The sequence below is a fragment of the Ohtaekwangia sp. genome, assembly GCF_036786105.1.
Lineage (GTDB): Bacteria > Bacteroidota > Bacteroidia > Cytophagales > Cyclobacteriaceae > Ohtaekwangia.
In genome coordinates, this window is the sequence record NZ_DAIQRQ010000013.1 from 37,381 (window position 1) to 61,263 (window position 23,883).

Annotated in this window: 20 protein-coding genes and 1 other RNA gene; 7 read left to right on the plus strand and 14 right to left on the minus strand. The window is 43.8% G+C overall.

Features of this window, described 5'->3' with window-relative positions; translation table 11 throughout:
- Positions 1-292: 292 nt before the first annotated feature.
- From V7Q33_RS08450 to V7Q33_RS08465, 5 genes are all read right to left on the minus strand, one after another.
- Positions 293-3,403 (minus strand): sensor histidine kinase, encoded by a 3,111-nt coding sequence (locus V7Q33_RS08450; RefSeq protein ID WP_333819555.1) that lies wholly within the window; start codon positions 3,401-3,403, stop codon positions 293-295.
- Between the two features lie 669 nt (positions 3,404-4,072).
- A complete protein-coding gene (locus V7Q33_RS23400) occupies positions 4,073-4,276 on the minus strand; it encodes an RES family NAD+ phosphorylase (RefSeq protein ID WP_442945924.1) in 204 nt (67 codons plus the stop codon).
- Positions 4,277-4,326: 50 nt separating this feature from the next.
- Complete coding sequence (locus tag V7Q33_RS08455; RefSeq protein WP_333819556.1) at positions 4,327-5,226, minus strand: alpha/beta hydrolase; 900 nt, start codon at positions 5,224-5,226, stop codon at positions 4,327-4,329.
- A gap of 233 nt (positions 5,227-5,459) precedes the next feature.
- Positions 5,460-6,368 (minus strand): helix-turn-helix domain-containing protein, encoded by a 909-nt coding sequence (locus tag V7Q33_RS08460; RefSeq protein ID WP_333819557.1) that lies wholly within the window; start codon positions 6,366-6,368, stop codon positions 5,460-5,462.
- A gap of 10 nt (positions 6,369-6,378) precedes the next feature.
- Positions 6,379-7,197, minus strand: a complete 819-nt coding sequence (locus tag V7Q33_RS08465) for an oxidoreductase (RefSeq protein WP_333819558.1) — start codon at positions 7,195-7,197, stop codon at positions 6,379-6,381.
- A gap of 534 nt (positions 7,198-7,731) precedes the next feature.
- Here V7Q33_RS08465 and V7Q33_RS08470 point away from each other — a divergent pair.
- Positions 7,732-8,193 carry a DUF6934 family protein gene (locus V7Q33_RS08470; RefSeq protein ID WP_331980335.1) on the plus strand — a complete coding sequence of 154 codons (462 nt, stop codon included), beginning with the start codon at positions 7,732-7,734 and terminating at the stop codon, positions 8,191-8,193.
- Between the two features lie 326 nt (positions 8,194-8,519).
- Here V7Q33_RS08470 and mnmE read toward each other — a convergent pair whose 3' ends face one another.
- The 3 genes from mnmE to V7Q33_RS08485 form a co-directional block, all read right to left on the minus strand.
- Positions 8,520-9,875 (minus strand): tRNA uridine-5-carboxymethylaminomethyl(34) synthesis GTPase MnmE, encoded by a 1,356-nt coding sequence (mnmE, locus tag V7Q33_RS08475; RefSeq protein WP_333819560.1) that lies wholly within the window; start codon positions 9,873-9,875, stop codon positions 8,520-8,522.
- A gap of 94 nt (positions 9,876-9,969) precedes the next feature.
- Entirely contained in the window at positions 9,970-11,883 is a 1,914-nt protein-coding gene (locus V7Q33_RS08480) for an Nramp family divalent metal transporter (RefSeq protein WP_331976349.1), read from the minus strand.
- Between the two features lie 15 nt (positions 11,884-11,898).
- Positions 11,899-12,561 carry a metal-dependent transcriptional regulator gene (locus V7Q33_RS08485; RefSeq protein WP_333819561.1) on the minus strand — a complete coding sequence of 221 codons (663 nt, stop codon included), beginning with the start codon at positions 12,559-12,561 and terminating at the stop codon, positions 11,899-11,901.
- Positions 12,562-12,749: 188 nt separating this feature from the next.
- Here V7Q33_RS08485 and V7Q33_RS08490 point away from each other — a divergent pair, with 188 nt between their 5' ends.
- Positions 12,750-13,556 carry an energy transducer TonB gene (locus tag V7Q33_RS08490; RefSeq protein WP_333819562.1) on the plus strand — a complete coding sequence of 269 codons (807 nt, stop codon included), beginning with the start codon at positions 12,750-12,752 and terminating at the stop codon, positions 13,554-13,556.
- Between the two features lie 90 nt (positions 13,557-13,646).
- On the opposite strand, the gene V7Q33_RS08495 is transcribed toward V7Q33_RS08490, so the two are convergent.
- A complete protein-coding gene (locus V7Q33_RS08495; RefSeq protein ID WP_333819563.1) occupies positions 13,647-14,756 on the minus strand; it encodes a glycosyltransferase in 1,110 nt (369 codons plus the stop codon).
- A gap of 20 nt (positions 14,757-14,776) precedes the next feature.
- On the opposite strand from V7Q33_RS08495, the gene V7Q33_RS08500 reads away from it, so the two are divergent.
- The 4 genes from V7Q33_RS08500 (at position 14,777) to V7Q33_RS08515 (ending at position 17,915) form a co-directional block, all read left to right on the plus strand.
- Complete coding sequence (locus V7Q33_RS08500; protein WP_331976357.1) at positions 14,777-15,589, plus strand: 2,3,4,5-tetrahydropyridine-2,6-dicarboxylate N-succinyltransferase; 813 nt, start codon at positions 14,777-14,779, stop codon at positions 15,587-15,589.
- Between the two features lie 105 nt (positions 15,590-15,694).
- Entirely contained in the window at positions 15,695-16,510 is an 816-nt protein-coding gene (locus V7Q33_RS08505; protein ID WP_331976359.1) for a DUF3108 domain-containing protein, read from the plus strand.
- A gap of 246 nt (positions 16,511-16,756) precedes the next feature.
- A complete protein-coding gene (locus tag V7Q33_RS08510; protein ID WP_333819566.1) occupies positions 16,757-17,284 on the plus strand; it encodes an RNA polymerase sigma factor in 528 nt (175 codons plus the stop codon).
- A gap of 100 nt (positions 17,285-17,384) precedes the next feature.
- Positions 17,385-17,915 carry a hypothetical protein gene (locus tag V7Q33_RS08515; RefSeq protein WP_331976363.1) on the plus strand — a complete coding sequence of 177 codons (531 nt, stop codon included), beginning with the start codon at positions 17,385-17,387 and terminating at the stop codon, positions 17,913-17,915.
- A 4-nt stretch (positions 17,916-17,919) separates the two neighbouring features.
- Here V7Q33_RS08515 and V7Q33_RS08520 read toward each other — a convergent pair whose 3' ends face one another.
- The 5 genes from V7Q33_RS08520 to V7Q33_RS08540 all read right to left on the minus strand — a co-directional run bounded on the left by V7Q33_RS08520 (position 17,920) and on the right by V7Q33_RS08540 (position 21,351).
- Positions 17,920-18,633: a cell division ATP-binding protein FtsE gene (locus V7Q33_RS08520; RefSeq protein ID WP_331976365.1), complete on the minus strand. Its 714-nt coding sequence runs from the start codon at positions 18,631-18,633 to the stop codon at positions 17,920-17,922.
- Between the two features lie 104 nt (positions 18,634-18,737).
- Positions 18,738-19,394: a fructose-6-phosphate aldolase gene (gene fsa, locus V7Q33_RS08525; protein ID WP_331976367.1), complete on the minus strand. Its 657-nt coding sequence runs from the start codon at positions 19,392-19,394 to the stop codon at positions 18,738-18,740.
- 125 nt (positions 19,395-19,519) lie between these two features.
- Positions 19,520-19,614: signal recognition particle sRNA small type (ffs, locus tag V7Q33_RS08530), an RNA gene on the minus strand.
- Positions 19,615-19,750: 136 nt separating this feature from the next.
- Positions 19,751-20,815 carry an agmatinase family protein gene (locus tag V7Q33_RS08535; RefSeq protein ID WP_333819567.1) on the minus strand — a complete coding sequence of 355 codons (1,065 nt, stop codon included), beginning with the start codon at positions 20,813-20,815 and terminating at the stop codon, positions 19,751-19,753.
- A gap of 35 nt (positions 20,816-20,850) precedes the next feature.
- On the minus strand, positions 20,851-21,351 hold the full coding sequence (locus tag V7Q33_RS08540) for a SixA phosphatase family protein (RefSeq protein WP_331976371.1): 501 nt from the start codon (positions 21,349-21,351) through the stop codon (positions 20,851-20,853).
- A 112-nt stretch (positions 21,352-21,463) separates the two neighbouring features.
- Between V7Q33_RS08540 and topA the strand changes: the two genes are divergently transcribed.
- Positions 21,464-23,883, plus strand: a 2,420-nt coding sequence (topA, locus tag V7Q33_RS08545) for a type I DNA topoisomerase (RefSeq protein WP_333819568.1), incomplete at its 3' end; no start/stop codon positions are given.

Genomic DNA, 23,883 nt, shown 5'->3' on the forward strand with positions numbered 1-23,883 from the left:
CGACATCTGTATTTTTACTGACTTCCATCAAAGTGGTACTACCTGTTCTCAAGAGGTAAGTTCGTTCTCTATCACCTGCACATTGATTCCAGATATTGCGAACTTGCCTCGTTGTGGTGCTTATCCTGTATTTTAATGCTGTGTAATACAGAACAGTCCTTACCATATTAAGACCTTCCATGATGGTTGCCTCAGATTGCTCGTAGCAACGGTATGGAATTTGAGTATCCTCAGGTTTTAATCATGGCTATCAGGCACAATTTATATTTTCTAAAATCGGGCTTTTAAAAAGTTAGTTTTTATAAATGCCTAAACTGAATGAAAATGTACTTCCGATGCCTTGTTTGCTTTTGATATCGAAGATTCCATTATTTTTTTCAACAAACTCGCGACAAAGCATCAACCCAAGTCCAGACCCTTTCTCTCCGGATGTACCATATTTAGTAAAGTATTCTTTTCGAAGAATCTTGTCGATATCATCTTCAGGAATACCTGTTCCGTTGTCGTGCACAGATACCCATACATTATCAGATTCTATTCTGGTACTGACTTCAATAGTCCCCAACTCAGGAGTGAACTTAATGGCATTACTAATCAGGTTGCGGACGATGAGTTTAATCATATCCTGATCAGCATATACGCACTGATACCCCTCAGCTATTTCTGCTTTAAGTGTGATTGCTTTTTTAATAGCCTGCGGATTGAGCAGGTTAATATTTTCATGAATTATATCCCGGATATCAAATGCAGACTTGTTCACTTGAATACCACCCATTTGTCCTTTAGCCCAGTGCAGTAAATTGTCCGTTAGCGTAGCAACATAGTTGGCCCGCTCTTTCAAGTCAGGCATAAGTTTTTGCTGAAATTCTTCTACTGATATATAGCCTCGATCAATCAAATTAAAGATTTCGCAGAACTGGCGTATCGGCCCGCGCAGATCGTGGGAGATAATCGAAAATAATTTATCTTTTGTATAATTTGATGCCTTCAGTATTTCGGCTTGCTGTTCCAGGGTCTCACTTTGTAAGAGAATTTCTTCGTTCATAGCTATCAGTTCTTTGGTCTTTTTATGAATTTCGCGCTCCAGAACTCCTTTTTGCCTGTTTACGCTTATCATTCGCAAAATGCTAAAACCATATACAGCAGCAATAAATAGCATTGTATATACCATATAGGCCCATACGGTTCTATATATAGGCGGTGTGATTTGAAAAGAGAAAGTTGCAATGTCGCTTTCATTGTGATAAACACTCCGTGCCCGCACTTCAAAGGTATAATTGCCCTCTCGTAAATTTGTAAAGTTTGCTTCTCTCGTACTGCTCCAGGAAGACCACTCTTCATTAAGGCCTGACAGTTTATATTGAAATTCATTTTTTTCAGCGTCTTCGAAGTAAATCACGTTATAATCGAATGAAATATTATTATGAGAGTACGGTATAACCGCTGTCTCCTGGGTGATGCGATCTGCATAAATAGTCGAGTCAGCAGTCATTACCTTATTAATAACAGGCTGGAGTGGCTCCTCATAAAATGTTCGCTGGTTTGGATTATATACTATTACTTTGCTATTGTTGCCAAACCAGCCTTCATTTTGACCAGCCGCCAAGGGTATACCCGAACCAACCCAGGTAATTTTATTAAACGGTGTGAAAAATGCTTCGTACCTGCCGTCTGATTTTCTTGTCAATACTCCTGCAACGTCTATTTCAGATACGGCACTTGCTCCACGGAAGTATATTTGCCCCGCCGGTGATTCCGCCAATCCGTAAATTACAGTTTCATGTAGTGCTTCGGTAAATCTTTCGTCAGCCTCAAAACGATCTTTAGCTTCGTTGTAGCAATATATACCTTGGTCGGTTCCTGCAATGATCTTCTGATCACTCAATTTGAAAATACGGTTTGCATTGGAAGGGAGTCCGGAAGAAACGGTGTAAGTCTTTTTTTCAACGACTGAGTCCATTTTTTCATTTAACCGTAATTTCCAGATTCCTTTTGTTTCGTGCGAAATCCACAAATTACCCCTGTTATCTTCCTGTATATATCGTGTTTCTTCTTCAAAGCCTTTTATCTTGTGCTTTCTCCAGGAGCCCTTACTTTTTTTCAGCAGCCATAGACCCTTATCAAAAGTACCCATCACGATACATTCCGGATTCCGTTCAAGGATACACAACGACAGGACCTCCATACCGGATACCAATTTGGTTGCTCTCTGATTGATCACTTCAAAAACTCCCTCCAAATGAGCGATGTATGAGCGATCTTTGAAACGATAGATATTCCAAACGGTACCGTTCGTGCCTGGAACCATTTCGAACTGGTCATTTTGCTTTTGGTGATACAGACCTATATCTGTACCTATATATCGCTCTTCACCTTGTATTGCCAGGGAAAATACAACTCCCTTAAAACCGTTAGTCTTGTCATAGTACGCGATGGGAGAGCTGGTGGCAATCATCCCGATGAACTCGTCGGTTGCAAACCATAAATTATGACGGGCGTCTTCAAAGAATACTGTATTCCATAAATTACTTTCATTCAGCATTGCGCTCGTTACCCGGTTTTGAATTTTTCCATCCGGGTCCGTAATGATTATCTCGCGATCCGTGAGGAATGCAAACCTTCCATCCGTCAACTGAAGTATCCGTCTTATAAAAAGATCTTTCAACGTTGCATTAATCCCTTCAGAAACAATTTTTATTTTCTGGTTGGGTGATGCAGGGTCGAACGATAACAATCTATTGTATCGATCTAAAATCAACAAATATTTTTCTTTGTGGCTTTGGATTAATCGGATATCATCGCCGTCTATTTGTACGCTTTGTTTTATGAATGCATCATTCTTGAAAAGATAGGTTGTGTACGTTTTACCATCCAGTACATACAATGAATGGTCTAGCGGGAGAAACCATTTATCAGGCGCATCTAGAACAGTAATCTTTCCGTCACGGTATATATAACAATGTTGGGTGTCCCCGAAAAAGACAGATCTGTCGAACACCGCTATAGTCCCAACGGCAGCAATGCGAAGTCGTTCCTTTTCATCCAGTAATGCTGCCAGTGAAATATATTGGAAATTGCCATCCGGTTGCTTTTCGATATATCCGAATTCCTTCTCGGCGCCTACGTATATTCTTCCATTTTGATCGCTGGCAAGTGACCAGCAATATCCTTCACCGGGTAACGTCAGCCTCTCCCAGTGCGTGCCATCAAATATTAAGACTCCATACGAATTGGCGATATAGAGAATACCCTGGCGATCTTGCTGGATATCCCAGTTTTGAAATGCCCCTTTGTGTAGTTCGGTTGGATAACGCTGTATAAAGAGCTGCTGACCAATGGTTGATTTACAGCAACCGAGGAAAACCAAAATAAAGGAGATATATAGGCGCATCTTGTTTGTCAATGCTATCAGGTTAAGTTACTCATTCACGATAGAGCAGCAATAATTTTAATTAACTTGATGATGTCATATCTCGTGAGCAGCTGACGCTGCCATTCTGGAAAGCAAAGAATCTTTGTAAGGCAATTAATGCCGCGAACAACACTTTTACCAGGTTCTTCTTGGGACTAATTTTCCGCATGCGTTTGGATGTTGGTATTACCGGACAGAGGTGAACGATTGCATCAAATGATAAATCGTGTACAATTTTTAGATCATTTATTCAGTTTAAAAGTATAAAATTTACACACACGGCATACAGCAGCTTGTTATAGCACCATGTAATTTTAAGTTTGATTTTACAGAATCAATAATGAAAAGCAAATGATCCGAACAGGTTGCAAATGCCTGTATTTCTATTTGAGAGGATACTAATCCTCTTGATAGCTATGCATTCCGTTTCATCTCTTCCTGTATGCTCCCCCTTGTTGTTTACGTAATATTCATGTTAAAAAAAAAGATGCGATTCAAAAAAAGATTGCCCGATGCGCATCGATGGCTTCAGAATTTGTCAGCTGAGCAGCGGATCGTAAATATTTTATAAACGAGATAGAGGTTAACCAACATGAACAGGAAAGTGCGGGTATATCGTGTTCAGTCAGGGTTAGCAAAGATAAGGGCACGTCTATCGATCTATATTAACCTGTCATCCAAAGTAATTGGCCTGCTGTCAACGATTTTTACGTGACTAAAGTCAGGATGTCCTGGGTTAACGAGAATATTATGATCCGGAGACGTCCCTGACGGGACGATTACAGCGAGGGAGGATAAGTCTTGCAACCACTTTGTTCCCCATTGCTGAACATCATCAAAGTACCCTTTCTTATCCCAGTTCACTGGAAGATTCTTTGTTTCGGTTTTGACTATGCCTTTGTTGCGGGATCTTTTTATTTTTTATAGAGATGTTGGACAAATAAATACAGGTTGTTGTCCCACTCGGTATTGTCATGAGCATTCGAATCGAGATGCCAAACATGAGGCACTTTTTTTTCTTTTAAGTATTGGTGAACTCGTTGACTAACCCAAAGGAGCCCATCCTTATTCCCGCATGCGATCCATAAAAGTTTCAGTTTTTTATTGGCCGCATCAACATCAGGAACTAACTCAACATTTGTATAGATACCCCCGACCTTATTCGTATTGGGAGCGGAAGAAAATCCACCGATATAGGCGAATGTGTCCAGGTGATACAACCCTATATTTAATGATTGCCCTCCCCCCATTGATAACCCGGCAATGGCACGATGTTCAGGATCAGAAAGAGTAGAATAATGTGAATCGATATAAGGAATAATATCATTCAATAAATCTTCCTCAAATGACTTTCCGTAGCCGGCAAAACCATCAGCCCTTCCCGAACGGTTTTCTTTTAAAGTATCTGTCAAGGTTAGCTTAGCATCGCAGTTAGGTAACACGATGATCATAGGTTGGATTTTACCATCAGCTATCAGGTTATCTACAATGTTATCCGCCTGGCACCATTCAGTCCACTGGCGATAGTCTTCATTAAGACCATGCAATAAATACAACACCGGATATTTCGTTTTAGCCGAATATCCGGGAGGAGTATAAATATTCATTTTTCGGCTTTTGCCGAGTGTTTTTGATTCGTATCGAACAGCAGTCAACTTTCCATGAGCCACATCTTGACGTTGAATGTTAAATCCAGTTGGAGGATTAGGAAAAGATTCTGCATCCTCTTTTGATACCGCTGAATCGGCTTGTGCAAAGCCGGTATAGTAAGCGATAATGAACGCGAATGAAATGGTTATTTGTCTGAAGCTCATTTTCTATTTTTTTAATTAATATAATCAAATGGAATTTAAGTATAAAAGCATATGCGCAAGACGCAGTCCTTCGATACAAAATGTACCCTTCGTTGATAGTGAGCGTGTTTAGGGATTCAAATAACAAAATAGTAACAGATATCACCAAAATACAACTAAGCATCTCTGAATATCCCTAAAGAAATTTTTGGTGTTCTGTTACTGGTCCCAAAGGCAAAAGAGCGAGACTATGGTCAATTTGCGTCCCGATACTCTTGGGGAGTCATACCTGTTTTTGATTTGAAGAGGCGACTGAAATAATGCGGATAGTTGAAGCCCAGTTTATAAGCAATTTCACTCACTGAGTTAGACTCGGCTAGCAATAATGTTTTGGCCTTGTCGATGATGAAATTATTAATGTGGTCTTTTGCGCTATAGCCTGTTTCCTTTTTCAGAAGATCGCTCAGATAATTTCCCGAGAGATGGACGCGATCAGCAAAGTATTCTATTCCGGGCGGTCCAAGTTCCCCGAAGCTCCCACTTTTGTAATAATCGCCGAGGTAAGTATGAAATTGACTGACCACATCTGAATTCCGGGCTGATCGGGTGTTAAACTGTCGCTCATAATATCGTCGGGCTAAGTTTAGCAGAAGTTCCAGCGAAGAGGAAATAACAGTCTGGCTGTGATTGTCTATTCGCGCTGAAATTTCCTGTTGAATCAGACCGACGCAATCAGTAATTGTTTTCTGTTCTGTATCCGACAGATGCAGGGCTTCATGTACATCGTAGGAAAAAAAATTGTAGTCTTCGATGGTACTTCCCAACGGCATATTGCGGATCAAATCAGGATGGAAGAACAGCATCCATCCCTGAATCTCATTTAGCGCCTGTGGTTTCATCACAGACGAAACCTGGCCCGGTGCTGTAAAAATCAAAACACCTTCATTGAAATCATAGGTATTTCTGCCGTATTGCAATCCGCAGCTTTTATCCTTGAGCGCAATTGAATAGAGCCCCGTGGTATATTTCACGCCCACATATTTCGCAGGAATCTCCCACTTCGAAACATCAATGATGCTAATCAAAGGGTGCGTTGGTTTTTCAAAATTGAATATCTCATGCAATTTGCTTATTGATGGGATGTTCTGAATTTCTGAATTCATTCGTTGACATTTATTTTAACTGACTCAGGATCACTTTGTCAAAAATGCGGTCCCCAAACCATTTTCGTATTGCGATAGTCGGTTTAGCCATATAGCCTTTTACGTACCTTGTCTTTGGTTTTCGATCCGTTGCGGCCTTGGCAATGGTTTTCCCTAGTACGTCCACATCCGTTAATTGATTTCCGTTGTACGTCTCTTTTATGGTCTTCGCGGCCTTACGCGCAAACGCTGAATACGCCCCATTGCCCGAAGTTTTTTCGAGATTTTCTGCCGCAATGTTTCCCCATGGTGTCTTAATGCCTCCGGGTTCCACCACGACTACATCAATTCCAAATTCTTTTACTTCTAACCGCAGGCAGTCACTCCATCCTTCGACTGCGTGTTTAGTCGCATGATACCATGCGCCGAATGGTGTATAGATTTTGCCTCCCATCGAAGAAATATTTACGATCCTTCCATAGTGTTGCCTACGCATACTGGGCAGCACCAATTGCGTCAGCCTTGCCATGCCAAACAGGTTCACCTCAAATTGTCGCCTCGCCTCGTGGAGCGAAACATCTTCCACCGAACCATAAGATCCGTAACCGGCATTATTGATCAAAATATCTATTCTGCCTTCTTTTTCTAAGATCGAGTTGACGGCATATTGAATGGATTCATCATTGGTCAAATCTAATGAAACGACATTCATTCCCTTTTCCTTAAGGTCATCCATTTCTTCAATTCTTCTGGCAGCTCCATAAACAGAATACCCCTTCGCGTGAAGAATGTTGGCGGTAGATTTTCCCATACCAGAACTTGCTCCGGTAATCAAGACTACTTTTTTCATGATTTCAAAATTTAATGTGTTATTGATTTGAATTATTAACAACACAAAGTTATATGGCCTGACTAGGGTACATTAACACTGAAAAAGGAAGGCTTAACACTAATTCCAGAAAACATTGTCGTCTTACAAACACAATTTGACTGGCCTTTTTGATTAACAAAATCCGTCTTGAAGCATAACATGTGGCGGCTACGAGTATAGCCTCAATATGGCGGAGCAACGTCTTATTCTTCAACTCGGATATGCTACGTTGTTTGGAATGATTTGATGTCTTCTTTGAGAATGACTGTTCCTGTGTATATGTGATTATAAGCTATCGATGCAAAATGTTCCCTTCGTTGATAGTCGGTGTGTTTAGGGATTCCAGTAACAAATGGTAACGAATTCTAATACAATGTATACGTATACATTGTATACGTAATCAACCACAACAATATCTAAATAAGATTCGGCATTATCAGTTCTATTCGAAGAACGTGAAATTGCTGGTGTCGTAAATTACTGAGGCGTGCTTACCTTGGTTTACTAGTTAATATGTTTTCAGAAGTGAATCAATCTAAATACGAGTTTCAGACAAACGATTCCTTTCTCGATTTTGAATTCGAGAGTGACGGCCCCAAGGGTCGGATAAAAAAGGTCGTGCGTTATTCACCGCGCAACGTTGAAGGCACGACCTATTTTAATTTAGGTTTCGGAGACTGGAATGAGGCAGAAGGTCGGATCGATGATGTGTCGACTTCGAATAATCAGGACACACAAAAAGTGTTGGCCACTGTGGCTACTACCGTGCTTGAATTTACGGCTGCATATCCCGATATGCTAGTGTATGCTGAAGGCAGCACACCAGCTCGAACCAGGCTTTACCAGATGGGGATTTCTGCGAATTTGGCCCAAATTGAACCAATTTTGGAGATTTATGCGTTTAAAAAGGGTATAGGCTGGGAGCCCTTCCAAATAGGCACGAATTACGAAGCCTTTATGGCAAGGCGAAAATAATGCTTAAATTTGAAGTGTAGAAAAGAGGTCGAAAAATGGTTAGCGAAAATAAACATATTCAAAAGGCAGGTTCCAAAGCAGTGATAAAATCCACCGTAAAAGATTACGGTAACGAGCCTTTCTTTGTGAAGAAAGCCAACGACTCTAAGCAGTTTCTCGAAAAGCATGGATTACCAAAAGCTTTTCAGAAGCGTAGAGCATAGTTTATAGAGATTCAATTCAAGAATATAAAGGCAATCGAAAGATTGCCTTTTTGCATTTAGAGAATTAACTAAGCACGAAATAGGGCAGACATTAAACGTGTAATTAGTTTACTTGATTATAAACTACTTCCCGATGCAAAACTTCGAGAATATATTATCGAGCAAATCATCGGTAGTGATGGTACCGGTTATTTCGCCAAGGTAGTGGAGGGCCTGACGAATGTCCATCGCTAAAAAATCGCCAGTCACTCCGTTGTACATACTTTCGAGAACGCGGTCGAGGGCTTCATTGGTTTGCAGCAGATTCTGATAGTGGCGCAGGTTGGTAACGAGTACATCGCCCGCCTTCACCGTCTTTACCTGGAAGGATGCGAGTATCTTATCTTTAAGAGCTGCTATATTTGTCTGTTGGGATGCGCTGATGAAAATGAAGTCATGCTTTCTTAATTCTTCCACGAGTATAGGTTCAGCTTTATCTACCTTGTTGCCCACTTTAATATAGGGTATACCTAATGAGGTCAGATGCTCTTCTTCACTTGTGATTTCGGATAATGTTGTTTGTGTGAGGTCGAACAGGTATATAATCAGCGATGCTTTCTTCATGCGATCGCGTGTACGCTCCACACCAATTGCTTCGATTACATCCTGCGTTTCGCGTAGCCCTGCTGTGTCAATGAAACGAAAATTTATACCACCTAATACCATTTCATCCTCTATTACATCGCGGGTAGTTCCGGGTATATCCGATACAATGGCTTTCTCTTCGTTGAGCAATGTATTAAGCAATGTAGATTTACCAGCATTGGGTTTACCGGCTATAACGGTAGGCACGCCATTTTTAATAACATTACCTTCATCAAAGGACTGTATCAGCGGAAGTAAATAGGCCTGTATACGTCTGATGAGTTTTTGCAGATCATCGCGCTTTGCGAACTCTACATCTTCTTCTCCAAAGTCAAGCTCCAGTTCGATGAGTGAAGCAAAGTGTATCAGCTCTTCACGCAGGTTGTTGATCTCTTTTGAAAAGCCACCGCGCATCTGGTTAAGAGCCGCCTGTCGCGCGTTATCTGTTTCTGCATTGATGAGGTCAGCAACAGCTTCTGCTTGCGCAAGGTCAAAGCGCCCGTGCAGAAATGCACGTTTGGTAAATTCTCCAGGCTCCGCTAACCGTGCTCCATTCTTCAATAATACTTTAATGATCTCTTTTATAATTACAGGTGAACCATGACACGATATTTCTACACTGTTCTCTTTTGTAAAGGAGTTAGGTGCTTTGAAGATGGAGACCAGTACTTCATCAATGATTTTAGTACCATCGCGCAATGTGCCGAAGTGAATAGTGTGAGAAGGTTGTGTGTCCAGGTTTTTTCCGGAGAAAACTTTTTGTGTGAGGGTTATAGCATCTTCACCGGAAAGGCGAATAACTGCAATCGCAGAAAGTCCCTGAGCGGTGGCCAGTGCAACGATGGTATCGGTCATTGAATCAAATATTAAAATTGTAAAGATAATGAAAGCAACGCGACCCGTTTCATTGGGGAAACGGGTCACTGTATGCCAAACTCGCTTTTGATTTTTATAGTTTCGTCTCCGCTGTCTTCGTTTCTTTTACAATGAGTATCGGAATATTTACGCGGTGCCGTACCGTATCGAGTGTAGTACCCAAGATCAGGTCTTTGAAGAACCGGTGACCGTGCGCACCCATTACCAACAGGTCAGCATTGAAATCTTTTACCATCTCGGGTATACATTTACCGGGTTTTCCGAAGCCGATTTTCAACTCAGCAGTATACCCTTTGGCGATAATCTGATTTTTATAGTTGCTTAAAGCGGCGTGATCTTTGGCAGATTCCAGGTCAGCAATATCGCTGCCATAGACTAACGCTCCAGCGGTTTCCACCACATGGATGAGGAGATACCGTGCACTCGTTCCACCCTGAGCCAATGCATTGCCGATAGCTTGCGAATCAACGCTGCTGAAATCTACACAGATGGCAATGCGGTTATATTCTGGGCGTGCTATATCAGCAATGGCCTCGCCTGTGCCATGCGGGATCTTGGCTGCTTTTTCTGCGGATCTCTTTTCGATCAACGGTTTGAAGGTAATATAAAGCAGGAGTATCAATGCTGCTATACATACCGGCACGGCTGTTATCCATACGATCCAGGCATAATCGCCAGCGGCAATTATCCAACCTGTTATTTCCTGGTATACTAATTTTACGTTCAGCGATACGATGATGGCTGCAATAATCCAGGCCGCGATCTTTATCCAGGGTTCTATAACAAACGGGCCCATTTTCTCTTTGTCGCTGTTGAAGTGTATGAGGGGTATAATGGCAAACCCGAGTTGCATGCTTAGCACGACCTGGCTCAATACCAGCAGGGCACCGGTTTCTCCTTCACCATATACCAGGATCACAATATAGGCTGGTATAATGGCGATCAGGCGTGTGATGAGTCGTCTTAGCCAGGGAGCAATGCGGAGGTTGAGATAACCTTCCATCACGATCTGTCCTGCCAGTGTGCCGGTGATCGTGGAGCTTTGGCCCGCTGCAATGAGGGCTACGCCAAACAACATCGATGCCCAATGTGTACCCAGCAGGGGAGTGAGGAATCTATAGGCATCCTGTATATCTACGATATCATTCATGCCTGCTTTAAAAAAGGTAGCGGCTGCCAATACTAATATCGCTGCATTAACAAAGAATGCTGCATTGAGTGCAATAACGGAGTCGATAAAATTATAGCGGATGGCGGTCCAGATACCTTTTTCTGATAGGTCAATCCTGCGCGTTTGTACAAGCGAAGAATGCAGATATAGATTATGCGGCATCACTGTAGCACCAATAATTCCGATGGCTATATATAGCGCTTCATCGTTGGGTATAGCGGGGATAAACCCTTGGGCCAGTTCGCCAATAGCGGGTCTGGCCAACACCATCTCTATCAGAAAGGCGCCTCCAATGATCGCTACCAGACTAATAATGAAGGCTTCTATTTTGCGCATGCCGTAATTTTGCAGTACCAGTAACAAAAGCGTATCCAGTACAGTGAGGCTTACCCCCCAAATCAATGGAAGGCCAAAGAGCAATTGCAAGCCAATGGCCATACCCAATACTTCAGCGAGGTCGCAGGCTGCTATCGCAATTTCTGCCAGCAGCCACAATACAAAATTTACCGCCGGGTGGTAGGTGCTGCGGGAAGCTTGCGCAAGGTCGAGTTGCCGTACAATACCAAGTCGCGCACTCAGGCTTTGCAGTAGCAAGGCCATCATGTTCGACATCAGTAATACCCAGATCAATGTATACCCGAACTTACTTCCCCCAGCTATATCGGTTGCCCAGTTGCCGGGATCCATATAGCCTACGCTTACCAGGTAGGCGGGACCGAGAAAAGCAAACAATTTACTCCAGCCTTTGCGATCGGTGAGCACAGACGAATGTACTTCACTAAGCGATTTTCGTTGTAAGGCACTATCGTTATTCATAAATCTTTTTTGTTATTAATGGGGTGTTGTCACGAGGAGGTTCTGCGCGGCTTCATTGGAGATGAAAGCTTTTTTCTTGCCGTCAATGAGAACCTCCAGCGAACCATCGAAATCAACGCGGTCGAGTATGGCTATACCGGCCCCTATATATATACCAATTTTGCTCAGGTATTGTAGAAAGGAGGGACTGCCATGTTTTACTGAATTTACTACAATTTTCTTCCTGCCGTAACATTCTGACAGCGGCACTTGCCGTATCTCCTGTATCTTGCCGGCCCTGTCGGGTATAGGATGCCCGTGCGGATCTACGGTAGGATACTCAAGGAACTCATCAAGCTTTTCAATGAGCAATGGTGATTGTATATGTTCGAGCTGTTCGGCTACATCGTGTACTTCATCCCACGAGAACTTTAGTTTATTTACCAGGAATGTTTCCCATAGTCGATGTTTACGTACTACAGTAAGTGCTTCGGTTCGGCCCTGTTTTGTAATCTTTACACCGTAATATTTCTCATAGGCGATAAGATTTTTACCGGAGAGCTTCTTAATCATGTCGGTAACCGAGGCTGCCTTGGTATTCATCGATTCAGCGATCTCGCTGGTAGAAACAGCCTTCGTGCCACTATCGGATAAGTGGTAAATGGTTTTCAGATAATTTTCTTCCGTATAGCTTAACATACCGATTGATTTAACGGCTATACAAAAATAAAAGTTTAGACGAGTCTAAAAAATTATTTAGGATCTTTAATCGTGAACTGTGGTTTGGGGCTCTAACCGCAGAAAAAATAAATTCTAAATTCCTGTGACGTTTCATAACCATCCGGATTTAAAGGGTAAATAATTACTTAAACTAAACCACCTGGAGTATGAAAACAGAAACAGCAGCTGCCAAAAACTGGGATGACCTGGTATTTGAAAATCGTAACAAGTTGTACGGTGCCTATGAGATGCGAAAATCCTACTCAGGAAATCTCGCCACAGGTTTTTCATTTAGTATAGGGCTCGCAGTAGTAGCGATTGCTATACCTATACTATCAGCATTAATGAAGGATGATGTGGCCATCATTCCATCGATCTTGCCTACAGGTAAGAGTACTATATTTGAGCAACCTCCTGTGATTGAGCCTATCTATGTAGCGCCACCACCAGCGGCGCCTGTTCAAACGGCAAGTAACAACACGCAGATTCGTGTAACCACAGAAGATGTCGACACTATCATTCCTGATAATAACGATTTGCAATTGACAAATTCGGATGGAGTGGATGGTAATGCCGGCACAGATGCTTCTATTACCGGTGATGGCCCGGTGGTGACAGATATTCCGATGGTTGATCCTTCTCCTGTTGTAAATACTGATCCCGTAAATTTTGCGGAAGTAATGCCAGCCTACGATGGTGGAATGGAAGAAATGTATCGCTTTATAAAAAGTAAAGTAAGATATCCTGCCAGTGCCAGACGAATTGGTATACAGGGAACTGTGTTCGTAACCTTTGTAGTGAACAGTGAAGGTAAAGTAGTGAATGTACACACAGTGAAGGGTATTAGTGCAGATTGTGACAAGGAGGCAGAACGTGTTATTGCCCTGTTGTCTAAGTGGAAACCTGGCATGCAGAATCATAACGCTGTTTCTGTGCGCATGACACTGCCTATAAAATTCCAAATGCAAGAATAAATGTTAGCAAGTAGTTTTGGTGTTTAGATGTATCTCGGTGACTTCTGCCGCTCTGTAGTTGTATACGATAAATATACGGAGGGCAGAAGCTCACGGGATAAGTTTGTGTACTACATCCAGTAACTTCACTTCTTCACTTTCCCAGTAAACATTGTGTGGTATAGCGGTGTAAAATTCTATCGTACGAATTTCAGTCAGTATATTTCTTATGTCTGGCGAATGTGCATTGAATACTACCGCTGCATGATAAGGTTCGCATATAGCTTTCCAGGAAATATGGTCAATCAACAATATAGGAAGCTGATACCCGAGGTATTCATATAGCTTGGTAGGAACAGAATGTGTAGTAGATGGATTGAATGGATACGCAACGATGCCGATGGAAGCCGATTCTATTTCTTTCAATATCTCAGCATGAGGCACCAGTATGTCGCCACCTTTTAGCAATATATAGGGCTTATTCGCGATTTGTGAACGAAGCTTTTCCAGCGTTGCCAGCTGTGCGCAATAACCGATAATCGTCAGGCGAACGGACGGATCTTCGCAGTATAATTTTTCAATCAGATCAATTGCTATAAAAATACCTGTTGTCTCTGCCAGTGTTCCGGTAAAGAGGAAGTGAAGATCGTTTACCCGTTTACGCCGGTGCTGTTGTAAAAAAGGTCGCTTCAGTTTGTTTTCGAGTATGGTAAAACGCTTGCGCGGAAATTGTAGCTCCTGTGTATATCCTTTTTCGGCCAGAAAAAAATGGTCGATAAAGGGAGCTGCCAGGTATTCTTTACAGCGTACATATAGCGCCAGCAAAGGCCTGACTATTTTTGGGAAGGCAGCGGTGTAGCGAATGTTCCGATAGTAATTTTCCTGCACGTCGTAGATAATCCGGCAGCCCGTCAGTTTGCAAAGCAGTGCTGTCAGCAGCAGTTCATGCGTGGTGATGATCAACAGATCCGGTTTCAGCTTCGCTATAGCTTTTAACATTTGCCAGCGAACGAGCCATCGTTTTATACTCAACCTTTTGAACAAAGGAGAGGGATGGAAATGTATAGGCACGTCAACCGGTTGACAAATGCTGGCATGGCCGATAATATGAACTTCGTAAAATGTAGCCAGGCTTTTTCCCATTTTTTCATACATGCGTGTATCGTCAATGGGTTTCAGTACGGAAGCAATGACTATTCTCCTTTTTTTTCTTTCTTGCATGTCGATTTAAAACTAAGATAATGGAATTGAAACAACTCATTGAAAAAACGTGGGAAGACCGTTCCCTTCTCCAATCACCTGAAGTACAGGATGCTATTCGTTCAGTCGTAGAGAAATTAGACAAAGGTGAGCTCCGCGTAGCAGAGCCCGTGGCGAATGGATGGCAGGTAAATGAGTGGGTTAAGAAAGCGGTGATCCTGTATTTCCCGATCCAGCAAATGGAGACGATCGAAGTGGGGCCGTTTGAATTTCATGACAAGATTAAATTGAAACGCAACTATAAAGAGCTTGGTGTGCGCGTGGTGCCCCACGCTATTGCACGCCACGGTTCATTTGTAAGCAGAGGTGTTATCATGATGCCATCGTATGTAAACATCGGTGCCTATGTAGATGAAGGCACCATGGTAGATACATGGGCTACGGTGGGAAGTTGTGCACAGATCGGCAAGAATGTTCACCTGAGTGGTGGTGTTGGTATAGGAGGGGTGCTGGAGCCTGTACAGGCTGCACCAGTTATTGTGGAAGACAATGCCTTTGTCGGCTCGCGTTGCATTATTGTAGAAGGCGTGCGGGTAGGGAAGGAAGCTGTGCTTGGCGCCAACGTGGTGCTCACTGCGAGCTCGAAGATCATCGATGTAACAGGACCGGAACCTGTAGAATACAAAAACTATGTGCCTGAACGTTCGGTTGTTATTCCCGGATCGTATACCAAGAAATTTCCGGCAGGCGATTTTCAGGTGCCTTGTGCGCTGATTATCGGCAAGCGTAAAGAAAGTACAGACAAGAAGACATCGTTGAACGATGCGTTGCGGGAAAACAATGTATCGGTTTAAATGTATAGGAAGAGATGTGCCAGCGGTTACGGTTGGCACATGCTTTGAAATTAACATACTGTTTACTGTACAATAAATTGCTTTGTGTAAATTTGGAAACGCAGTATGAAGAAGTTGGCCTTCGGATTTTTTTTGATATCCTTGCTCTCTGGCTTTGTCAGTGACAAGAACGATATCTTTCCGCTTATCCGGAATGAGAGTTTTACCCGCGGAGAAGTCATTAAATTTAAGATGACCTACGGAATCTTTACCGTGGGCAAAGGCAGTGCAACCATTGCACCTACCTATTACAAGGTAAATGACCGCCATTGCTTTAAAGTGGATGTGATGGGTAAAACGGTAGGGATGGTAAGTTGGGTATCTGATGTGGATGATCAATGGGGGGCTTATATCGATACAGCAGCTCTGGTGCCACATCAGTTCTATCGCAAAATACGGGAAGGCCGCTACAAGAAAGATGAGTGGACTAACTTCGATCATTCCAACCGGAAGATTGAAGTAAAAACGATCGATAACAAAACCGGCAAATTCAAAGAGCCTCAGTTTTATGAAGCACCTGCCCATGTACGCGATATGATCGGAGGATTTCTATACCTGCGCGTTATGGATTTCTCCAAACTGAAGATTAAAGATACCGTAACCATCAGCGGATTTTTTGAAGACGAATTTTATAAACTTAAGATAATCTATCAAGGCAAGGAAACCATCAAGATCAAAGCCGGCAAAGTACGGGCATTGGTATTCAAACCTGTGATGCCCAAGAACGATCTCTTCGATGGCGAAAACTCCATTACCGCCTGGTTCTCAGACGACAAGAATCGCATTCCCTTAAAGATCGATGCCAAAATGTTCATTGGCAGCGCCGGTGTAGAACTGATCGAGTACTCGGGGCTGAAGAGTCCGCTCAATATCGTTAAATGAAGGCTGCGAGCCTCTAGCTACAAGCTGCTAGACGGTAATACTAAAATCCATACTTTCCATTACTAATGTCGCTGCTTTATCGCAATCTGCCAGCAACTTGAAGCCAGCGGCCAGCACCCCTTTTAAAATCTCGCAGCTCAAAGCTTGCAACCCGCAGCTAACTCCAACTCCATGCAACCCTTTTATTCCTATCTTGTCTTTACACAAGGAATTGGAATTTGTCGCTTGGAGTCATCGGTATTAAACATGCATGAAGAACTCATCGCCCGTTGTAAAGCTGGCGACCGTGGAGCACATTATACGCTTTACAGGCAGTATTCGCGGGCTATGTATAACGTTGGCTATCGCATTGTAGGCGATGAAGATGATGCCGAAGATGTGCTGCAGGAAGCCTTTATAAGCGCCTTCCGAAACATCGACAGCTACCGTGGTGATTCTACCTTCGGGGCATGGCTCAAACGCATTGTAGTGAACAAGGCGATTAACATTCTGAACAAACGGAAATTTGAATCTATACCCGAAGACGATCGTTGGGATGTTGCCGAGGAGGAGGCTTCGGTTGAATATGGTGATGAACTTACGGTTGAGCGTGTAAAGCGGGCGATCGCTGCCTTGCCTGATGGCTACAGAACGGTGCTCTCGCTATATTTGCTGGAAGGCTACGACCACCAGGAGATAGCCGAGATTATGAACATCTCCGAATCAACCTCCAAGTCGCAACTTAACCGGGCCAAAGCCAAACTCCGTGAAGCTCTTGGGAAGTTAAAGGTTTAAAGTTTAAGGTTCCGGATATCGTACACACATACACACCTAAACACATACACTAAAAAACTCCAACACTTCAATACGGCAACACTTCAACACTTAAAGAAACATGAAACTCGAAGATTTCGTCAACAAGAACAGAGCGTCCTTCGATGACAAAGAGCCTTCAGAAAAAGTCTGGAAAAACATTGAAGCCTCCGTGCGCATGCAACGGGGTGGCTGGTGGAATTCGGTGGCCGTGTGGCGCGTAGCTGCCGCTATATTTATGGCGTTGGCAATCTATGCATGGATACCCGAGGGAAAGGCAACACGTGTCGGAAACAAACCCAATACATCCGATATAGCGCTCAATGACTTTAAAGATGTTGAAGCGTTTTATGTAGAACAGATTTCCCAGAAGGTGGAAATGATTGATGAGCTTCAGAAGAATGAAGGACTCAATGGCTTTACACAAGACTTTCAGCAACTGGAAGCGATGTATATGGTATTGAAAGAAGAGATGCACACACATCCCAGCCAGAAAGTAAAAGATGCGCTGGTGCTGAATTTACTGGTTCGCATAGACCTGCTGAACCAGCAGTTGCATCACCTGGAGAAAAATTATCCGAAGGATAGGAATAAAAAAGAGAGCAATATATAGTATATCAGTTCCAGGACTCAGTCGTAAGTTCGAACGATTCCTTTGCTGAATCATACACTTTTCCGTCTTCGCATTTCAATACGCGTGACGGATTTTTTTTGATGAGTCCGTAACTGTGCGTGGCCATCAATATAGCAGTACCACTCTTATTGATCTGCTGGAATATTTTCATGATGCCATGCGACACTTCGGGATCGAGATTCCCGGTGGGTTCATCGGCCAGCAAAATCATAGGCTCGTTAATTAATGCGCGTGCAATCACCACACGTTGTTGCTCACCTCCTGATAACTGGTGCGGCATTTTCTTTTCTACAGAGCCGAGGCCAACGTGCATCAACACTTCATTCATACGAGCTTTCATCTTGGTGCTGTCGCGCCAGCCGGTAGCTTTCATCACAAAGATGAGATTCTCTGCCACTGTGCGATCGTTCAGTAATTGAAAGTCCTGAAAAATGATACCCAGCTTTCTGCGAAGCAGAGGTATCTGTGCGGGCTTCATGCCGCGTATGGTAAAACCTGCCACCTGTATATCGCCTACGCGAAGCAGGAGGTCAGCATAGAGTGTTTTCAGCAGCGATGATTTACCCGAACCGGTGCGACCTACCAGGTATACGAACTCACCTTTTTCGATGGAGAAGTTCAGATCACTGAGTATGGTATTGTGATCTTGAAAAATGCTGGCGTCACGAACGCTTACTACCGGATCGTTTGAAAACATATACCCTAAAAAAGTTAGAGGTTCAACGTTTAAGATTTAAACATAATCATTTATATCTTAAACGTTAAACCTCATGCTGTGAAGTTTAAAATCGTGCGGTAAAATTACCCGTTAACCTTCTTGTGGTCGGCGAGGAATTTCTCAAGGCCGCTATCAGTCAGCGGATGTTTCAGCAAGCCGGTGATTACGTTCAGCGGGCAAGTAGCTACATCGGCACCGATCTCTGCACACTGAATAAGGTGCATTGCGTGGCGAACAGAAGCTGCCAATATCTCAGTGTCGTATGCATAGTTATCATAGATTAGTCTGATCTGAGAGATGAGCTCAATACCGTCCTGGGAGATATCGTCCAAACGACCCACAAAAGGAGATACATAGCTTGCACCTGCTTTGGCTGCCAGTATAGCCTGGCCTGCAGAGAACACAAGCGTGCAGTTCGTGCGTATACCTTCGCTCGTAAATTTCTTGATTGCTTTTACGCCATCTTTGATCATTGGTACTTTCACTACGATCTTGTCATCGATTTTGGCAAGTTCTTTACCTTCTTTGATGATGCTGTCGAAGTCTGTAGCAATTACTTCTGCACTCACATTGTTGTCAACAATGTCGCAGATAGCTTTATAGTGAGCTTTGATATTGTCGAGGCCCTTGATGCCTTCCTTTGCCATCAGTGACGGGTTGGTGGTTACACCATCCAATACACCCAGGTCATAAGCTTCTTTAATTTCGTTCAGGTTAGCAGTGTCGATGAAAAATTTCATGTTCGTTTATTTCGGTTTGTTGAGGTTGTCTTGTATAGTTTACTTAAGAAAGGATGGAAAACCAGAAATGGTTCATAGGCATACGATATACTCGATTCTGGTTCTGAAAATTCTCAGGAATAAAAAATGGCAAACCGAACATCGCACCGCTACAACCGCCTACCCTTGCTACCTTCCGATCCTGGGGGAGTTCAGCAGGAGCTGGTCGTGCCGGCTTGCCGGGCGCAAAGATAAAAGATATTTAGAATTGACGATGGGTGAGAATAATTTCTTTTGAAGTAGTTTTTACCTCTTAATTTTTTTCTCCACGCACATTTGCATCACACCACCCGCAGCCAGTAACCAGCAGCCAGGAGCTATTCCGCCTCTGCAACACGCAGTTTCCCCTGTGATACAGCCATATAGTTACAAAGTTGGTATAGCAGCCGCGCACCCACATTTGCATCCCAGTCGTTCGAGCCGGGAGCCACTTCACTCAGATCAAAACCGATAATAATTTTTCCTGACAGCGCTATTTTTCGGATCAGGTACACCGCCTGGTGAAATTCCAATCCCCCGGCTACGGGCGTTCCAGTGCTCGGACATAACTTCGGATCGAGTCCGTCAATATCAAAACTGATATATACATGTTGTGGTAACTCACGAACAATTAAGTCGCATTGTTCTGCCCAGGTTTCTCCAGCGTACTGTCTTGCTTTCAGGTCGTCATCAAAGAAAGTAACAACGCGTTCCTGTGAATGCTGTATAGCTTGATGTTCTTCTTCGCAGAGGTCGCGGATACCTACTTGCACCAGTCGGTTCACGGCCGGTATCTTCAACGCATTATACATGATGGAAGCATGCGAATATGTAAAGCCTTCGTAAGCTTTTCGCAGGTCGGCATGTGCATCGATCTGTAAAATGCCAAAGTGTTCATACTTTTCGCCGAGTGCACGCAAAAATCCAAGCGGTGTGCTGTGGTCTCCCCCCAGCAAACCAATCATCCTGCCTTCGCGCAGGTAACGTTGTGTGGCAGCTTTCACATATATATTGAGACTCTCCGAAGCTTCGTTGATCTTGGCAACGAGCGGATCACCAGGCTGCACCGGCTCACCTTTTTCCATACGCTGAATATGGTGTGCAGAAAGCTCGCGAAGACGTTTACTTTCCTCCATCAGGTCATCCGGTATGGCAGTCATAGCGATACCCAGCGTCCAGGCATCCGGTATATCTTTTATATATACATCTACCTGCGATGATGCATGGAGTACAGCTGCAGGGCCTGCTGCTGTGCCGGTATGATACGACACGGTTACTTCCCAGGGCACCGGTATAACTACAAGTTCGGAGGTATCGGGCGAATAGGGCAGACCAAACAGGTTGCCTCGTATACCCGGGCCGTTGGGATCGAAATTCTGAATGAGGTCTTTTTTCGTAGTCATTAATTATAACATCACGGCGGTCGGTTTACAGCGCGTTAGTTGGTGAGCATTTCCGGTGTAACGTAATTCTCCAACTCGCCATTTCCCTGGCTTACTTCTTTCCATGAATGAATATTGAATTTGATAATAGAGAGCCCGGCAGTAGCCATGTCGCCCACTTCAGCGCCCGTCAGGTATTCTGCGAGGTATGATATTACCGGATTATGCGCAACGCACAACACGTGCTGCTGATGGTCTTCCAGTTGTGTAACGAATTGAAAGAAGGTTCGCGTGGAAGCCTCATACAGTTCTTCCTGTAGCGTTACTTTATCAGGATGGATCTTGAGCGCATCGGCCACCAGGCCGGCCGTTGCTTTGGCACGTTCGGCTGTGCTGGTCAGGATCGCGTCAAATATAATTTGTTGGCGGTGCAGGTAGCCACCGATCATAAGCGCCTCTTTCACGCCAACGGTGGTCAATTCACGATCAATGTCATTCTGATTGATCTGTTTTTCAGCACTTTGTGCATGGCGTAACAAATACAAATATCGTGGCATACGCAATAAGTTTCTGAACTGTTGTATAGGTTGCTGGGCGTCAATATTAACACCCGAAATTTGATTTTTTAAAAATTTCCAGATATTTGACCTCTTTGAAACGTTTATCCGCATGTCAAAAAACCTCGTAATTGTAGAGTCACCCGCCAAGGCGAAAACCATTGAAGGCTACCTGGGAAAGGATTTTAAGGTCGCTTCCAGCATGGGACACATCCGTGATTTGCCAAAAGGTGGCGATGCGATAGACGTTGAGAACGGCTTCGAACCCACCTATGAAGTAAGCCCTGAAAAGAAGGAAGTTATTCAAAAACTTAAAAAACTTGCCGAGGATGCCGAAATGGTATACCTCGCAAGCGATGAAGACCGCGAGGGAGAAGCTATTTCGTGGCACTTGAAAGAGGTGCTGGACCTGAATGATAAGAAGACACGCAGGATCGTTTTTACAGAAATTACCAAGAATGCCATTCTCAATGCCATTCAAAGTCCGCGTGGTATTGATATAGATCTGGTGAACGCCCAACAGGCAAGACGTGTACTTGACCGGTTGGTCGGCTATGAACTTTCACCTATTCTTTGGAAAAAAATTAAGACCGGCCTGTCTGCAGGCCGTGTGCAAAGTGTAGCAGTACGCCTGATTGTGGAGCGCGAACGCGAGATCAGTGAGTTTAAAGCTAAATCTTCATATAAGGTATCGGCCGAGTTTCAACTCGACAAAGGAAAAACACTGGTAGCCGAGCTTTCGGAACGCTTTGATACCGAACAGGAAGCGCTTGAATTTCTGGAGTCGTGCAAAGGCGCGAAATATTCCATCAAAGATTTGCAGACCAGACCCTCGAAACGGTCGCCAGCGCCTCCGTTTACAACCTCTACATTGCAGCAGGAAGCGTCACGTAAACTAGGCTTCTCGGTTATACAAACCATGATGGTAGCGCAGAAGTTATACGAAGCCGGTAAGATCAGTTATATGCGTACCGACTCTGTAAACCTTTCGGATGAAGCACGTAACGGTGCTATGCGACAGATACAATCTGCATTCGGAAAGGAGTTTGTGCAGCCGCGCCAGTTCAAAACAAAATCATCATCAGCACAGGAAGCTCACGAAGCGATTCGTCCTACCGATTTTTCAGTAAGCGATCCGGGTATGGATCGTAATGCGCTGCGTTTATACGATCTCATCTGGAAGCGTGCTATAGCTTCCCAGATGGCCGATGCAGAGTTAGAGAAAACTACTGCCACCATCGGTATATCTACCAACCCCCGCACTTTGGTTGCGACCGGTGAGGTTGTAAAATTCGAAGGGTTTCTGAAAGTATATATGGAATCCGGCGATGACGAAGATGAAGAAGAGAACAGCAAAGTATTGCCGCCACTTACCGTTGGTCAGGACCTGAAACTCAATGAGCTTATAGCCAAGCAGGTGTTCAGCAGACATGCACCGCGATATACCGAAGCGAGTCTTGTAAAAAAACTTGAAGAGCTTGGTATAGGTCGCCCATCCACGTATGCGCCTACAATTACCACGGTGCAAAAGCGTGGCTATGTGGTAAAGGAAATACGCGAAGGTGTGGAGCGTGCTTACAATGTATTTACACTCAAAAACGATAACGTAAGCAAAGCAACCGAAACGGAAATTACCGGTGCAGAGAAGAACAAACTGTTTCCTACCAACACTGCGATGGTGGTAACAGATTTTCTGGTAGAACATTTTCCCGATGTAACGGATTTCTCATTCACTTCAGAAATTGAACAGGAGTTCGATGAGATTGCCAGTGGTAAACTGGATTGGAAGAAGATGATTGAAAACTTCTATCAGCCCTTCCATAAAAAAGTTTCGACTACAGAAAAAATTGAACGCTCTTCTGTAGGCAAGTCGCGCGAGTTGGGAGTTGATCCGAAGACGGGTAAAAATGTATACGCCAAGCTCGGTAAGTTTGGAGCCTATGTACAGATAGGAGAGAACCCCGATGACAACGGAGGAGAGAAACCAAAATTCGCAAGCCTCCGTCCCGGACAGTTCATTGAGAATCTGACGCTGGAAGATGCAATGGAGCTCTTCAAGATGCCACGCGATTTAGGTATGTTTGAAGAGAAGCCTGTGGTGGTAAATATAGGACGCTTCGGCCCGTATGTATTGCATGATAAAAAATTTGTGTCTATACCGAAAGATACCGATCCCTATGAGATTGCGTTGGACAGAGCGATTGAGCTGATCGAGAACAAGCGTATAGCCGATGCCAACAAAACGATCAAGTTGTTCGATGAGAATCCGGAGATACAAATCCTCAACGGACGTTTCGGGCCCTATATCAAAGCCGGTAAAAAGAACGTGAAGATACCGAAAGGTAAAGAACCTAAAGATCTCACACTGGAAGAGTGCGTCACATTAGCCGCTGCCACACCGGAAAAGAAAGGCAGATTTGGAAGGGCCGCAGCACCCACAAAAGAAGCTGCAGCTCCTGCGGCGAAGAAAGCTCCGGCTAAGAAAACAGCCGCCAAGAAAGTAGCTAAAAAAGCAGCCGCTCCGAAGAAGGC